This window comes from Candidatus Centipeda massiliensis (assembly GCF_900290285.1).
Lineage (GTDB): Bacteria > Bacillota > Negativicutes > Selenomonadales > Selenomonadaceae > Centipeda > Centipeda massiliensis.
The window spans coordinates 363,162-378,361 of sequence record NZ_LT985756.1; the positions used below are offsets into that span (position 1 = coordinate 363,162).

Genomic DNA, 15,200 nt, shown 5'->3' on the forward strand with positions numbered 1-15,200 from the left:
GAAAATCTCCTTCTGCTCAAAGCGATAGCGCTCAAGAAGCTCCATGTCTTTGAGTGTGATGATAACGCGCAGATTTCGCATACGCTCCCAGCTGCGCAATTCTCCGATCCAAGTGTTGTCCACGGAGTCACCGTAGAGATTGGAAATCCAGTCCAGATTCTCCAGGAAGAGTAAAATGCGCTTCGCTCCCTGCTTTAGAAGTCCATTGAGTCGCTGAATTCGAGCTGTCGTACTGTCCGCTTGCGCACGTGCATCCTCTGCCGCATTTTGAATGTCATTCCCCGCTCTTCCCTGTGACTCCTCAACTGGAGGCTTTTTCTTTGCATTTGCAAAGACTCCGCTCAATTTTGGCGGTGCAAGCATCTCTTCAAACGGAATTTCCTCCGCCTCATTCCGACCTTGCCGGAAGCATTTGAGATGATCCTTTCCATTGCACACATGGATATAGTAATCAAAGCTTTGCTCGCGCACCAAATAGTGCAAGGCTAGCGTATCGGATAGACTCATTGCGCCACAATAGATGTCATAAAAGAAATTATCGTTGATTCCGTCACCCGTCAAGAAGTGGATGTTCTGCCCCTTTGCAGCTTGACGCTCGATTTCATCGACAATCCGATGCTTATGCGCGTATATCATTTCCCATCCTCCGCGTCCTTGGGGAACTGTTTCAGCAACGCGCTCAGATCACGCTGAACTTTCGGTTCCGTGATCCTGTTCTCCTGATTCAGCTGCTGCAGTTCCTTTTTCAGTTGCCCAAGTGTCTTTCGCTTCTTATCTTCATCATCCTTCTTGCTCTTGATGTCATCACGTAGTTTGCGTTCCTCCTGATTGAGTTTCTCAATCGTCTTTTTCTGCTCCGCGCTGTCGTTCTCCTTGCGGAGTTTTTCAATCTCTCGTTCGAGTTCGGCTTTCTCCTTCCGATATTCCTGATGGCGCTGCGCTTCCTCTTGGAGTTTCTGCCGCTCTCTGCGCAGTCGCTCAAGATCGTCCATACAGTTGGAAAATTGCTCCGTAGCGCTTCCTGTTCGCTCACGTACCCATCGCAGCGTTCCTTGCAAATCAGGGATCATCGCATCAAGCAGATCGAATCCCATAATGAAATCATGGTCGCTCTTTGGCAGACGCACAAGAAGATGATGCAGCAAAGACTTTGACAGGGGGTAGATGCGTGCCAGATTGTTGACCGCAATGTGCTGCTTCTCCTCAGGCAGCTGATCGAATTCCTGCACAACAACAGAGAGATGTGCCTCATCCAAGTACCAAAAAGTCTCTTCTCGATGATTTCCAAGAAGATTACTCTCCTCATAGGAAAGTTCCTGCATAAAATGCTCTATTTTCGGTTCAAATGCCATGATGCCTCTCCTTATCGTCCCTGCACCCGTTCGCCACGTGTCTCCTGCTTCTTCACTGGAGTTTGCTGATAGAGAATGCTCACCCCATTCTTCTGTACATCCGTCATGGGGATCCCCATTGCGTGCATTTTCTGCATGATCGTTTTCCACTCTGCCCCGCACGTTCCTGTACGTGACTCATGATGGTCTACGTCGATGATCACATTGCCGTCATCCGAAATGCTGATCTTTTCAAAGTCGATGATTTCATCACCGACCGAACACAGGAGGCGGAAGCCATCATCCGGATTATCCGTGATCAATTCCGATCTGACATCATAGCGCAGCTCCTCCATCACACCTTGAATCGCCACCGTAAGTTCAACCTTCTTCAGCATCGACTCCTGGAGTTTGATCCCCTGATCTCTCAGTTCATTGAGAAGAACTTCGGCACTCTTCATCATCTCGGAGACTGCAAGGAAATCCTCCTGCGCCATTTTCGCCTGTGCATCACGCCGAAGCGCATCATACTTTGCACGCTGATCCGTGTTCCCGTAGGCAGCGAGGTAGTCAAGCAAGCGTGTCTTTTCTCCCTCTTCCCCATGGGCAGCGTAATCAATCGGCTCATAGAGCGTAATCCCCATCAGATCCTCAATCCGCTGCACGGAGTCCTCGGCATCATGCTTCTGCTGCGTCCAGAGTGCAACTCTTTCTTCCAGCTTTTTGGCAAAGTCCGCGGCCTTGCCATAGACTGCTGCAAACTTACGAAGTACGCACGCATCATCTTCCCTGACGAGAGCAGACACATCTGCCATCACCGTTTCATACTCCGCCTTCATGAATTTATTGGCCTGATCTACGGGAATCCCTGTGGATAGATCGTTGAGCTGACACCGCATTCCATCTGCCTGTTCACGATTTTTTGCCGCAAGATTCATCTGTTCCAACTGTTTCCCCAGACTCTGAAGCTGGGAAAGCTTGGCTCGCACATTGTTCAGTGTCTGTTTCTGCACCGCAGATGCCGCGGATGTTCGCTCCAAAATCTTCTGAAGCCGTGAACGTTGGGATTCATACTGTTTCAGAACCTCGCGTGCCTGTCGAAATTCCTCATCACAGTAATGACTCTTTGAAGCGATTGCCGAGCGTATCTGCGCCGCCTTTGCATCAATGGATTTCAGTTCCGCACGCACGGCGGCAACCTCTGTCTGTCCCGCCTTGGCAGCATCCGAACCAGCACGCGCCCCCTTGATTTCCTTCGCAAGCCGCGTCATACTCCGTGCAATCGTATCGACCTCTGCGCCAAACATACGCGAAGCGGCATCATCCACGTCTGTACGAACCGCATCTACCTGCCCTTGAATGGCGGACATCTCCTTTGCATCCTTCAGAATGGCAGAAATATCCTTCTCAAGCTGACTCTCATAGATGCCATTTGCTGCACGGCGCGCATGTTCACCCTGCGAGAGCACCGCCGCCACCTCACAGCTCTTTTTTCCGCTCATTGATAAATCTCCTTTCAACGCCTGCCAATCTGCGCCCAAAAAGCCTTTTGCATATCTTTCGCGGGAATCCCCACCATGAACAGTTCGTCCCCGCCGCGAAAAACAAACTCGACACTGCGATTCTTTGTCGCCTCTATGATCTTTCGATAGGGACGATACTTTGCGGACATATAGTGTATCACTTGATTGTCCGAGCCACGGTAAATACTATTGGTGTTTTCATCCTCACGATATTCTCCATCAATCAGGAGATCAATATCTGCGAGAATTTCATCCACACTTTGACTTTTCCATGAGCGAAGCTCCGCCAGCGTATATCCCGTATAGACCATGAGGTCGAGTGATGTCTGCTGGCGCACGAGATGAAATAATTTCGCCAGCCCCTCTGCCTGCAGAAACGGCTCTCCGCCACTGACCGTAATGCCCGTCAACTTTGGATTCACCATAAATTCAGCCAGAAGATCCTCTTCTGAAATCCAATATCCGCCCGTATGGAGCGGCTGCCCCTCCGGATTGATGCAGCCTGCACAGCGTTTCCTGCAGCCCTGCACCCAAATAGCATAGCGCACCCCCGGTCCCAAAACGCGCGTTGCTGCTTCACGATGCATAAGATACAGCATCAGAGATTGCCCGCCTTGACAAGCGCTTTTGCGTAGACGTTTTCTGTTTTTGCCCACAACGACGGCACATAGACCTCTTGCGCATATTTGCTGTCACGATCACGAGAATTCGCTATGTTGACGGACTCCGCGCTATCGTATTTCACTTTCTGGAAGGTCTCTGTGATTGCCTGATTGCCGGGCTGACGATAGATGTCAAACTCCTTCTGCCAAAGGCTGCGATAGCAGTGGTTCAGTGCCTCATACACCCGCCGCTCACTGTCCGTTATGCTCTCGGGGCTCCGCTTCCTTGCTTGTGATGCCACATCATACAGCTCCTTTGCAAACTCGATGCCCACACCAATCTGCTGCACAAGTGCAAAGAGGGGCTTTATCCCGCTTCCCTCAAGATGATATTTCTCCACGATGGGGCGAAATAAGGAACAAGATTGCAGTGCCTCAAGGATAGGCTGATAGAGTTCGTAGGGCTTCATACTCTCCGCATACCGATGTTCAGAGGCCTCACATTCTGCAGCACGCTTCTGGGAAAGACTCTGTGCTTCTCTCAACTGGTCATCAAGGCGTTCTGTTTCTGATTGAAGCTCCGTAATACGATGCTCCAAGGAGTTCTTGACTTGCTTCCATTCCTTCTCCTTGTACGCCATCTGCTCCTCATGCAGGGCATTTAACTCGTCACGTTCACGCTCCAACTGTGCCTCGCAGCTGCGCTGCTTCCCATTCAGCTCTTCTTCATGTGCGGATTGCAGACGAGCAATTTCTGCGCGATGATCTTCTCTGAGTTTTTGCTCTGCGGCAGAATGTGCAGCATCGCGCTCATTTGCTGCTTGTTGGATTTCCGCAAGACGCGTCTTCATCCGATCTATTTCCTGCTCCAAATCGGATTTTTGATTCACCAGCGTGTCATTGTCCTGCTGCACCCGGTTGAGTGCTGTCTCCAATCGTTTTGCATGTTCCCCCTCCGAGCGAACCTGCTTCTCTCTTTCACTTACCATGTCCTGCGCAGAACGTAGCCGCTGTTCCAGCTCTCCGATGATACGCTGTGCTTCCGTACGTTCATTCCTACGTTCTGTCTGCTCCACCGACAGTTCTCTGCTCAGCCGATCACACTCCACACGGAGTGTCTCATCTGCCGCATTCTGCCGATCAAGAAGATCCTGCCGCAAGGAATGGATCTCTCTGCACAATGTTTCCTCTGCATGCGACAGTTGCTTCTCTACACATTCTGCAATCTCGAAGCGACGCGGTAGTTCCTCAATATTGCTGCGCAGTCCGCCAAGCAGCTGAAAACAGCCCTCCCACTGCATTTTTTCCCATGCGACATAGACATTATGAGGATCGCCATAAGGCTCCTTCCATCCCATATTAGGTCCCTTGTCGCCATAGTACTCGACACTACGTGCAACACTGGTTAAAAGATCCCTCAGTTGAATAAACTGTTCCTCATTCATCTCCTCACCTCCCCAGTGCAATATCCTGCAGTTTAATCATCATCTCCGGCTGCACTTTCTCATCGTCCGAAGGGGCTTCACTGCGCGAGCCGAGGCGGAACTCAATCGTATCCTCATCGTAGACGCGCAGATAAAGTGTGCGTTTCTTCGGATCCGTAACAAATGCTCCCAGATCCTTTGAAGTTAGGCGTCTGCCGGACTCTTCGCCAATGGCACCGGATGTATAGTAAAGTTCGGCGCGATTTGTTGTTCCATCAATACGGTTCGCCTTATGCCATTTTCGTTCCACATCGTTTTTCCTCAGAACAACTTCAAATTCCTCTGTGCCTGCGTCCATATAGCCAACATTGTAGAGAAACGGCGGCAATGCCTCTGTATGCTTGATGGCGCTGTCATCAATGAAGTAGCGCCCCATATACAACTGTCCGAACGCAACTGCCGTCTTTTCGTTGACCTTATACTCCTCACTCTTTCCCTCTGCATTCTGTCCCACACCAATGCGCTCAACATGGTAGCCCGGGAACACCTTGGCGAGGATCAGCTCAACGAAGCGCTGCTTCGAGGCATTGCCACTGAGGAAGATCGTCAGATCGTCCTTATTCGCCTTTGCTCCGGCGCTCTTCAAAGCTTCATTGTGGGCTTTGAAACAGTGCTCCATCTCCTCCTTGAATGCCGCAATCGTACGTCGTATTTCCTGTTCTAGGAACTCGTCCACGCCGCTCACCTCAAGCGACAGATCGGGCACATCCTCACCGCTCTCATTGCGCAGGGTCAGTACGTAGTGCGATGCGTCGGGGACGACGGCAGCACTTTCGCCTGCAAAGACCTGTGTCAGATTGCTGTTCACCAGATCCGTTGCCTTGAAAAGAGGACGTGCAAGATTTTCCTTCATGATATTCAGATTCATCTGTGCGATCTCATCTCTGCCCAGAAGGCCATCAAAACCTTCTGGTCTAAGTTCGGTGAGAGGAAGCACAAATTTGATGCGATGCTCTTCCATGATCGCCCTGTTATCGCAGTAGATCTTATAGGCGAGCTTGTGGATCAGCTTTTCGCCCCCCACCTTGTCATCTCCGCCCACGCCAAGGATCTCAATAGCATGTTCAGCATAGTCCAGTTCATCATCTCCGCGAGCCTCTCGGAAGATACCAAAAGAAAAGTCCATCGTTCCGCCGCCAAGGTCGTAGATGGCAAAAACCTTTGCTGTCGGATTAGCAGGAGAAATTTTGAGCTGCTTTCCAACGATTGCTCCGAGGCAGGCAATCGGCTCGGCATAGTCCATCGTCACTGAGACAAGCGGCTTTCCGTTGTACAATCCTTCACGAACATAGGCAGGAAGTGCGCGCAGGATTCCATATTCGAGAGCGGCACGAATTTTTTCACGTGTCTCCTGATCAAATTTTACGGGATGGGTAATCTGATACTTCGTATGAATCTTTCCTCTAGCGGGGTTATTGATCGCCCGACTGAGAAGATATCCATAGAGCGCTATCGGGTTGAGTTTCTGATTCCCATAGTCTTTGAGATCATCCACAATCGTAATGGGACCCTGATTGTTCCAGTACGGAGTCAGCTTAACCTCCTGATCGTGAGCAAGCAACCACGGCAAAGATTTCAGTTGGGTCAGGATCGCCGCCATCTTGCGATGCCCATCCTCAGCGTCCACATCGGCAAAGACGTCCTCCACCGTATAGCCTGAGTCGTACTCAAAGCCCCGCTCACTCTGCACATGCTGCGGACGCGTCTTGAAGAAAGGCGGGTTTGGGTTGGTACTCTGCCACTGTTGGTAAATGTTATCCCAGTTGTAAATCATGAGGTTGGTCGGGTTCTCGTAGGGATTGTCTCCCTCCCGCACATCACGCTTATCTCTGCCCGACAGGGTGAAGAGATGGGGCTTATCCGCGCCCTTGACTGCCGCACAGGTTGCGGACGTACCAAAGTCGATGGAGACGACCCCCGTATCGACAAGCTGCAGGTCGACGCAGCCGTTATCCTTGACACGAGTATCGTGAACACATATCTTGATTGGGAAAGTATAGACCTGCTTGTGAATGGTTGAGCTGTCATGAATCTCGAAACGACCATAGAAGGTTGGGCAGGAGGATTCAATCTCATGTGTCTCGATCGCCTTCTGCAGCTGATTTGTATTGATATAGGCGTGGAAATTCCCACTCTCCTTCTGTTGGCGGATCTCCGTTTCAAACAATGGAGAAATATCCGTCCCGTCAATCCGATTCCAGTACAGACTGACCTTGCGCGTAAGATCGGCATAATCCTTTTGCGCAAGTTCCGAACAAACAAACTCAAAAACACGAAATCCGCTCATCCCCCAGACACCGATTCCCGGTTCACAGAGATTCGTCTGCGAAATTGGTGTCTCACCGAACATCAACGTCTCCGTAATGTCACTGTAGGAGAGTGTCGGAAAGTCTGTCTCCTCTTCCGGAAATCTGAAATACTCGGGCGGAAGGCTACTCATGATATCATTTTCACGTTTTCGCCGCTCAAAGGACTTGTCGTCATCCTCAATGCCCTGTCCATCAAGAAGAAGATATTTGATGAATTCAAAATCCACCTCTGTTGTGCTGTGACTTTCACTGTGGAAGAGTCGGATCTCAATTTCATCTGGGGAGAATCGATTCAGATGAAAAGGCAACTGAACATAGCGAAGGCCATCCGTCTTCGTTTCCAGATTCTCCTCCTGATATTGTTTTACATCCCCTGCTTTATCCATATATCTAAGAAAGAATTTTTGCAGTCGATGTCCCTGTGGCGTCGTTACCTTTTCATTGTTTTGATCTGTCATGATCTCACTCCTATGTCCAAAAGATGTAATCTGAGCGCATTCTGATAGATGTGTCGCTCCTGTATCGAAGTCTGATGAACTTTCAAGAAATCCAAATGTTCAAGTGACTGTTTGAGCGCATCGTCCGCTTGCTGCTGCAGGATGACTGAGCGGCGGCAGTACCCGACATAGTCTTCGCCCGCAAACTGCTTCTTGGCAATGATCGCGATGAGTTTTTCCCTGTTACATGACCCGTCTGGATTCATCGCGGCAGTGATGATGTCCTCGTACAGAACATAGCAATGATCCGCAGATCTTTCGATCAACTCGCGCAGGGTTTTCTGCAGTTTCGCCACCGGGGTTCCACCCCGCAGCGACTCTTCCAACATAACACCAAGATCATCGGCGGATATACGAAGAGTACGCGCGAGCTGTTCCAGCCAAAGCAACTTCTCTGCCGTCAGTTGCCCCTCCGCAGCCGCCGCATCGGTCAGCAAACGGAGATAGGATTTCCTCACCTCCGGAGGATATACACTGAACGGATGCTTCTCAGAGAGTGTACCCAGCTTTACTTGACGCAGAAGCAGAAACTCCTTGATAAAGGAAAAGACAGCTGTCGGAAGCTCCTCATCCAGTACCCGTTCCTGATAAGCCCCTACTTCAATGCCATCTGGCGACCAGCATAAATCTTCGTATAAAAAGTGGCGGATCTGGGCGCTGCCGAACCGCAGAAGAACATCTCTCAGCGTCAGAACAAGAAAATCCTGATGGTTCTCCTCTCCATCATCCATATTCAGGAGATAGACGAGTACAGCTTCCTTGGGGCAGAGCTCCTCATCCGACCTGAGTGCGGCCAGCGCTTTCTTCATATAGGGACAGGAGATCTTCTCCATGCGTGAAAAAACACGCGTCCCCACAAAATAACGTGGCACATCCTCCTCTGGCGACGGATACTCATAGTTTTCTGTGTATTTTCTTGCAATGGATTCCAATACAATGGAACGCAGACGAAAATCCAACGGAAAATATATGACATCCTTCGCTACACTCGGCAGAATATCCGAACGTACAATCTGCATCCGTTCCTCCACCTCTTCGATGGCAGGATAGAGCAGCAGACGCGGATCATTGCGGTCAATGACCGACATCATTTTGTCAGCCAAGCCCCTCACCACTCTTTTCCTCTGATCCGCTCTCTTCCTTCACAGCCCACAGAATGTGTTCACATTCCGTCGAAAGCAGTATTTCCGTACGCTCATCAATGCACGGGAAAAAAATCTGATATGCCTGCACGTCCATCCTCCTCACTGCGTTCCCTGCCCCTTCCAGAGAATACGGATCTCAATCCGCCGATTCTCCGCCGAAAGGGGCTGCTCTATATTCTTCAATCGCGTATCACCGTATCCGGCGACACCAATGCGATTTGCATACTCTGTTCCCATGGAGGCGAGTAATTCCCTACGCACATTCGCTGCACGCAGGGTAGAAAGCTGAATGTTGTCCGCAAAATAGCCGCCGCGATTCACGACCGTATGGATCATGGCTGGGTCTGTGTGCCCCTCGATCAGGAGTTCCATCATTGGATTCTCCGCCATATAACCTGTGAGATTTGCTGACAAATCCTTCACCAGAAGCTTCGTCTCCGGCGTAAGCTCCGCACTGCCAGAGTCAAATGTCACGGAGGTAAACTCCAACATCCCCGTTTCCGAATGCACCTTCACCTGTCCCTGTTCCTCATAGACAGTAAGCGCCGATTCGATCTTTTCCATCATCTCTCGGCGCTGCGCCTCCTGTGTAAACTTCGGCACAATCGCCGCCATAACGAAAAGCAGGAGCACAACAAGTACGACACTGGAGAACAAATCCGTAATCGAAATCCACGGATTACGCTTTACCTGCAATGGAATACACCTCTCCTTCATCACAGATTGGTATGCGTTATGGCTGCTTCATCATATCCGACCATGCAGCAAGAGTTCTTGTGATGGAGTTTTGGAGATCGGATATTTGTTTGGCAGTGTCTGTCTGCTCCTCACGTATCCTGTCATGGGCTGATAACAACTGTTCCTCGGTGCTGCGAAGAATATTTTGGAGAGTTTTTAGATGCTCGTTCACAAGCTGCTGAATCTGCGTACTCTCCTCCCCTATTCGCTCAGAAACAGGTTCTGCAATCCTTGTCTGTATGACCTGTTCCAAATGCAACAACTGTTTCTCCCATGCAGCAATCTGCTGTCCACTGGTTTTCTGCTGGATTTCTGCCAGCTCCTGCAAGGGTTTGTGCAAATCTGTCGTCTGCCGAATCTCCTCCAACAGCCGTTTAATCTCTTTCGCCTGTGCATCTTCATGCGACCGTGAGGAAATAAACGCATCCAAGAAGGATTCTTGTCCCGTCTTTATACTTTCCTGCATTGCTGCAAGGCTCTGCTCTACGGCTCGGCGTGCTTCCGCACTCTCCTGTGCTCCCATACGCACTTGATCCGCAATACCGGTCGATACAATCTTCAGATCATCTGATATGCTCTTGTAGAGTGCTGTCCATTTTTTCTGCTCACTGTACCCAAGTTTCTGCATCTGATCGATCTGCGTATCGATCTTCTCCAATACAACGGAAAGTGTTTGTATGGTTTTTCCGATCTGCCGCGTCTCCGCCATATACTCATCATGCACTCTGCCCAGCTGAGATTCCAGCATCCCTTCGAATGCACGCTGTGTACGTTCGGCAAATTGATCCTCGTTCTTCAACATCTGCTTCTGTGACTCTGCTATATAGCGGTTCGCAGAGGACTGGATGGAATGCAGTTCTTCCTTGAACTCCTCTTGGTTCGTCACAAGACGGGAAATAAAGTCCTCCTTGACTTTCTGAAAAGTCTCCTGGCTTTCACGAATATTACGATCTACCGTTTCCTGTATAAGAACAACAGCATCCTGCAGCTTCTTCGTCTCATCCTTGAACTCCCGCGCCGTCTCGGTAAATGAAACCGAGGTATCCACAAAGCGTATGAAGTGTTCCTTTAAAAAATCCAACGAGGCATTCTGTTTCTCAAGCTCTCCAATCACACGCTGCGCAAGTGCTGTTTGCAATTTCTGCTGCATGGAGAACTGTGTCCCCAACATCTCATTCTGTGCTGCGAGCAATGCACGCGTATCATCACCCTCGATTGCATAGAGGGCGGCGGTCAGCTCATCAATGACATCCTGACGCTGCGAGAAATAACTATCGACAAAGAAACGCTGGAAGATCAGTGAGAAGCAGACCCCCCATATTGACGTCTGGAATTTGAACGCGATGACACCAAGGACATCAATGAGCTTCATAAGGTCGACGGTATCCTCATGCAGAAGATCAGCGGCCCCCTGAATAGCAACACCAAGACCAAGAAAGGTTGCCAGAATACCAACACTGACAAAGACATTCGGAAGCTCCCCAATGCGACTCTCCTCATCGGTCAGAACGGCAAGTCTGGTCTGTAGAAACATCTGAGGGGACAGCTTATTTTGTATCTCCCCATAATCGTGCACAGCATTCTCTTTTAATTGGGAAAGTACTGACCGACAATAACGCCGCCACTTGATTCCCAAAAGGAAGATCGCAATAAACACGATCAAAAAGATAACGGATAATGCTGCTTCCGGTATAAAGAAAAACTCGATTGTTTTCAGAAGCAAATTGTCCATCTAAGCTCCCCCTCATTCTTTCTACTCTGCCAACGCCGTTGGAGTTCTCATCCGCTTCAACGTCGCATCCATGGACTGCGCCAACTCGTCAAGTGCGTTTCGGATGTTCTGCACTTGCGTCGTCTGCACAGGCGATTCATTCATCGGATCTGCCTCATCGCTCCCCTCTGCAAACTGCGATTCCAGTTCCGCAATGATCTCCGCGCCGCGCGCGGCGAGTTTTTCCTGCAAGGCGCCGATGGATGTCTTGATTTCGGCATAGACGGCAGCGCGCTCCTCATCGTTCGTGCACTCCTCCATCGCCCACTCCGCCTCACGGCGCAGCTTCTCTCCGAGGAGGGCGATGCCGTCCACGTCGCGCAGTCCTTCGGAGCCGCGCTCCGCACCATCATCATCTACCTCCAGCGCCGCAGCCACGCAGAGTCCGATGACCCCGCCCGCCGCAAGTAACAGACCGTTCTTTACCCATGACATAGTGATCTCCTCCTTAAATAGTTGACCGAAACTATGTCCAGTATACGTGATGGAAGGAGGAAAAAGGTCACCTGCCAGGCAACCTTTTCAAATTTACAAGAAAAATTATCACGATGTGAAAAGCTTTCGTTCTCTATTATAGTGTAATTTTCAGATATGGTAAAGTTTTTTCATCTGATGTTTAATGCAAAAAATTGCCATAACAAAGCATCATTATGCGCGGGCATGAAAAAGCCCGAGGAAATCCGCGCACCAAATATTCGTGGCGAATTTTGCCTCGGGTGATTTTTTGAATAGATCAACGGCTCTCAATGGCACGCGGCAGATACATCTTACAGCGCCAGAATCTCCGCTCGCGTCAACCCGCTCGACTTCTCGATCACTTCGATCGGAACGTTTAACGTGAGCAGGGAACGTGCCATCTCAAGCATTTTGCGTCGCCCCTCAGCACGCCCTTCAAGACGCCCCTCCTCTCGCCCCTCAAGACGCCCTTCTTCCAATTTCTTCTCTCCGAATTTTTCCATCAATTCGCACATGGCATTTACCCCCTCTGCTTCTGCTTTAAAGTAATCGGCTCTTTGGGCAAGTTCTTTGTAATTCATCTGCTCCGGACGCTCGCAAAAGAAGTCCTGCATCAGCCGTCCAAGCGGCGTATCGTCACGGTTCGCCCCGTTGACGTAGAGAATATGCGCCCCATCATCAAACGGTCGCTGAAGTTCTTGAACAATCCGCTCCACATGATAAAGCGGATAGCCAACTCTGTAGATGTCGTTTTCCGTGATGAAGATGACCCACGTCTCTGGGAGTTCGGAGAAGTCCGCTCCGTGTGCCAGTTCCCGTGAATCCATCATGCTGCTGTTATAGCGTGCCCGACGCGGGGTTGCTCCTTCATTTGCCCGCTGAACCTCGCAGTCGTAGAGCTTTCCCTCGCTGTCCTCTGCCAACACATCGAAGCGCACGCCACGTCCATAGAGATTGTCTGCGCTCTGCTGTGTGACAACGCGCTTGACGATGAGATCATCCCGTCCAAAGAAGATACGCAGCAGGAGCTGCATTCCTTCCGTATAGTTGTCAAAGCATACGTTGAAAAACGTATCATCAATCAGACGGAATTTCTGAATCAATACGCTATATTCCGCAGGAACATCCTTCTTGATAATCCTCACTGCGTCGATATCCTCCCCATCCTTGTTCGTTCTACTATCATAGTATGCACTGCGGTAAACATTGTCAAGGCTGAAAATCTCGGCGAAAAATCAAGGAGTGCAAAACGCCAGAAAAAAGCTGCACTTGACGATTCCCCCAACAAAAAGGACGTTTGAACCTGTTATTTATGACAGTTACATAATCTTCAAAAGCATGATACAATAATATTAAAATGATATACACATGAAAGGATGTGGAAGGTATGAACGGCAACAGAGGAGCACACGCGCTCTTTGCATTCCTCCTTGCAGTCACGCTCCTGCTCCTCGGCGGTGCCCCTCAGGTGGATGCCGCTGAGAGTAGGCTGCGCGGCACGATGTCCGTCACGGCGGGCGAGCTGCTCGCAAAACCCGCGCAGCGGGCATACGTCGTCGATACGGCGGGCATGGTCGCAGCGGAGGACGCCGCGCAGATCACAAAGATCGGGGCGGAGCTGCGTGCAAAGACAAAGGCGGAGATCGTCGTCGTCACCGTTGCGACGCTCGGGGGCACGGACATCGAGTCGTACGCGAACGAGCTCTTTCGCAGCTGGGGCATCGGCGACGCGCGGCTGAACAATGGCGTGCTCCTCCTGATTGCAAAGGATGACCGCGCGTTCCGCATCGAGGTCGGCTACGGACTGGAGGGCGCGATCACGGACGGCTACGCGGGCAGCGTACTCGACGCGATGAAGGGGGAGTTCCGCAAGGAGAACTACTCCCCCGCGATTCTACAGGCGTACGCCACGCTCGCCCAAAAGGCGGGTGCGGAGTACAGCGTAGCACTGGAGAGTCTCGGCGCGGCGCTCGGCATCCCCGCAAAGCCCGCACATCTCGGCAGTGTGGCGGATCTTGGCGACATGCTGACGCCGGAGGATGCGGCAGCGATTGAGCAGATGGGCGGCGATCTCACGAATGCGACGGGCGCACAGATGATTGTTGTCACCATGCCGACGCTGAGGGGTGTGGATGCACGGCGGTTTGCGCAGCAGCTCTTTGTCGACTGGCAGCTGAAGGATGCGGCACAGGGAAACACGGCGCTGCTCTTCATCGCCAAAGAGGAGCGCGAGGTGTGCTTCCTGTTCGGGTCTGCCCTGACCGAGATGGAGCAGGAGCACGACACAACGTTCGCTGCCAATGGCATTCGTTCCGAGTTCCCCTTCGACAAGGACGATATTTCCAAGGAGATCCGAAAGGGCTACGCCATGGTCGGCGCGCGCCTGTGCGAGAAAGCTCATGTCGCCGTGCCGAACTCCATCGATGAGGGCGGCAGTGAGCCCTTCTACGTCTATCTCCTCGGCTTCCTCGTCTTCATCCCGTTCCTCCTGCTCCTCCTCTGGATTGTGGGGCAGGTATTCGGGCTTGCCTTCTTCTCGCTGGCTGCTCTGCTGAACCTTCTCTCCTCGGGTAGATACGGTCACATGACTTCAGTCGGTGGGGGCGGCACCTACGACGATGATGATGACCGCCCAACCTATCGCGGCGGCGGGTCGGGTGGCGGCAGCTACGGCGGCGGCTCCTCGGGCGGCGGCGGTGCGTCGGGGAATTGGTAGGGGCGCCTTGAACGATTGAGGCAAAATGCGAAAGGAAGTTTTCACCATGAACAACAAGGGCTTTATCTCCGTCGGCATCGTCATTCTCGTCGTCATCCTCATCGGCATCTTCAGCTTTTTCTCCCTCTACAACGGGCTGAAGGAGGCGGAGATCCGCGTCGACGCCTCCTACGGGCAGGTCGAGAACCAGATGCAGCGGCGCAGCGACCTCATCCCGAACCTCGTGAACACGGTCAAGGGCTATGACGTACACGAAAAATCCATCATCGAGGAGGTTGTAAATGCGCGTGCGAAACTCGCGGGCGCACAGGGCGTGGAGCAGATGGATGCGGCGAACGCGGAGCTGACAGGCGCACTCGGCCGCCTCTTTGCCATCGCCGAAGCCTATCCCGACCTCAAGGCAAACACGCAGTACCTTGAGCTCATGCGCGAGCTGTCCGGCTCCGAGAACCGCATCGCCGTCGCACGCCGCGACTACAACGAGGCGGTGCGTGAATACAACGTGCGCATTTCGACCTTCCCCGGCATGTTCCTCGCAGGATTCATGGGCATGACGCAAAAGCCCCAGTTCAAGGCAAAGGAGGGCGCGGATGCCGTCCCCGAGGTGAAGTTCTAAAAGGTACTCCGC

Annotated in this window: 13 protein-coding genes; 2 read left to right on the forward strand and 11 right to left on the reverse strand. The window is 51.6% G+C overall.

Annotation, left to right across the window (positions count from 1 at the left end; genetic code table 11):
- Window positions 1-632: 632 nt before the first annotated feature.
- The 11 genes from C8273_RS10350 to C8273_RS10395 all read right to left on the reverse strand — a co-directional run bounded on the left by C8273_RS10350 (window position 633) and on the right by C8273_RS10395 (window position 13,001).
- On the reverse strand, window positions 633-1,352 hold the full coding sequence (locus C8273_RS10350; protein ID WP_106627616.1) for a hypothetical protein: 720 nt from the start codon (window positions 1,350-1,352) through the stop codon (window positions 633-635).
- 11 nt (window positions 1,353-1,363) lie between these two features.
- Window positions 1,364-2,833, reverse strand: coding sequence for a hypothetical protein (locus C8273_RS10355; protein WP_106627617.1), 1,470 nt, complete (start codon window positions 2,831-2,833; stop codon window positions 1,364-1,366).
- A gap of 14 nt (window positions 2,834-2,847) precedes the next feature.
- Window positions 2,848-3,453 carry a 4Fe-4S single cluster domain-containing protein gene (locus C8273_RS10360; RefSeq protein WP_106627618.1) on the reverse strand — a complete coding sequence of 202 codons (606 nt, stop codon included), beginning with the start codon at window positions 3,451-3,453 and terminating at the stop codon, window positions 2,848-2,850.
- Window positions 3,453-4,901 carry a coiled-coil domain-containing protein gene (locus C8273_RS10365; RefSeq protein ID WP_106627619.1) on the reverse strand — a complete coding sequence of 483 codons (1,449 nt, stop codon included), beginning with the start codon at window positions 4,899-4,901 and terminating at the stop codon, window positions 3,453-3,455. Before C8273_RS10365 ends, C8273_RS10360 begins: the two co-directional genes overlap by 1 nt.
- A 4-nt stretch (window positions 4,902-4,905) precedes the next feature.
- Entirely contained in the window at window positions 4,906-7,707 is a 2,802-nt protein-coding gene (locus C8273_RS10370) for an acetate and sugar kinases/Hsc70/actin family protein (RefSeq protein ID WP_106627620.1), read from the reverse strand.
- Complete coding sequence (locus tag C8273_RS10375) at window positions 7,704-8,849, reverse strand: hypothetical protein (protein ID WP_159060765.1); 1,146 nt, start codon at window positions 8,847-8,849, stop codon at window positions 7,704-7,706. Before C8273_RS10375 ends, C8273_RS10370 begins: the two co-directional genes overlap by 4 nt.
- On the reverse strand, window positions 8,842-8,979 hold the full coding sequence (locus tag C8273_RS12665) for a hypothetical protein (protein WP_159060766.1): 138 nt from the start codon (window positions 8,977-8,979) through the stop codon (window positions 8,842-8,844). The genes C8273_RS10375 and C8273_RS12665 overlap by 8 nt, the downstream gene beginning before the upstream one ends.
- Window positions 8,980-8,990: 11 nt before the next feature.
- Window positions 8,991-9,587 carry an OmpA/MotB family protein gene (locus C8273_RS10380; protein ID WP_106627622.1) on the reverse strand — a complete coding sequence of 199 codons (597 nt, stop codon included), beginning with the start codon at window positions 9,585-9,587 and terminating at the stop codon, window positions 8,991-8,993.
- Window positions 9,588-9,624: 37 nt separating this feature from the next.
- Entirely contained in the window at window positions 9,625-11,163 is a 1,539-nt protein-coding gene (locus C8273_RS10385; RefSeq protein ID WP_159060767.1) for a hypothetical protein, read from the reverse strand.
- A 219-nt stretch (window positions 11,164-11,382) separates the two neighbouring features.
- Entirely contained in the window at window positions 11,383-11,835 is a 453-nt protein-coding gene (locus C8273_RS10390; RefSeq protein ID WP_106627624.1) for a hypothetical protein, read from the reverse strand.
- A 332-nt stretch (window positions 11,836-12,167) separates the two neighbouring features.
- Entirely contained in the window at window positions 12,168-13,001 is an 834-nt protein-coding gene (locus C8273_RS10395) for an Rpn family recombination-promoting nuclease/putative transposase (RefSeq protein ID WP_106627625.1), read from the reverse strand.
- A 242-nt stretch (window positions 13,002-13,243) separates the two neighbouring features.
- Here C8273_RS10395 and C8273_RS10400 point away from each other — a divergent pair, with 242 nt between their 5' ends.
- Window positions 13,244-14,572, forward strand: coding sequence for a TPM domain-containing protein (locus C8273_RS10400; RefSeq protein ID WP_106627626.1), 1,329 nt, complete (start codon window positions 13,244-13,246; stop codon window positions 14,570-14,572).
- A 46-nt stretch (window positions 14,573-14,618) separates the two neighbouring features.
- The gene (locus C8273_RS10405; protein WP_106627627.1) at window positions 14,619-15,188 is read left to right on the forward strand and encodes a LemA family protein; all 570 of its coding nucleotides are present in this window, start codon (window positions 14,619-14,621) and stop codon (window positions 15,186-15,188) included.
- The last annotated feature ends 12 nt before the right edge of the window (window positions 15,189-15,200 follow it).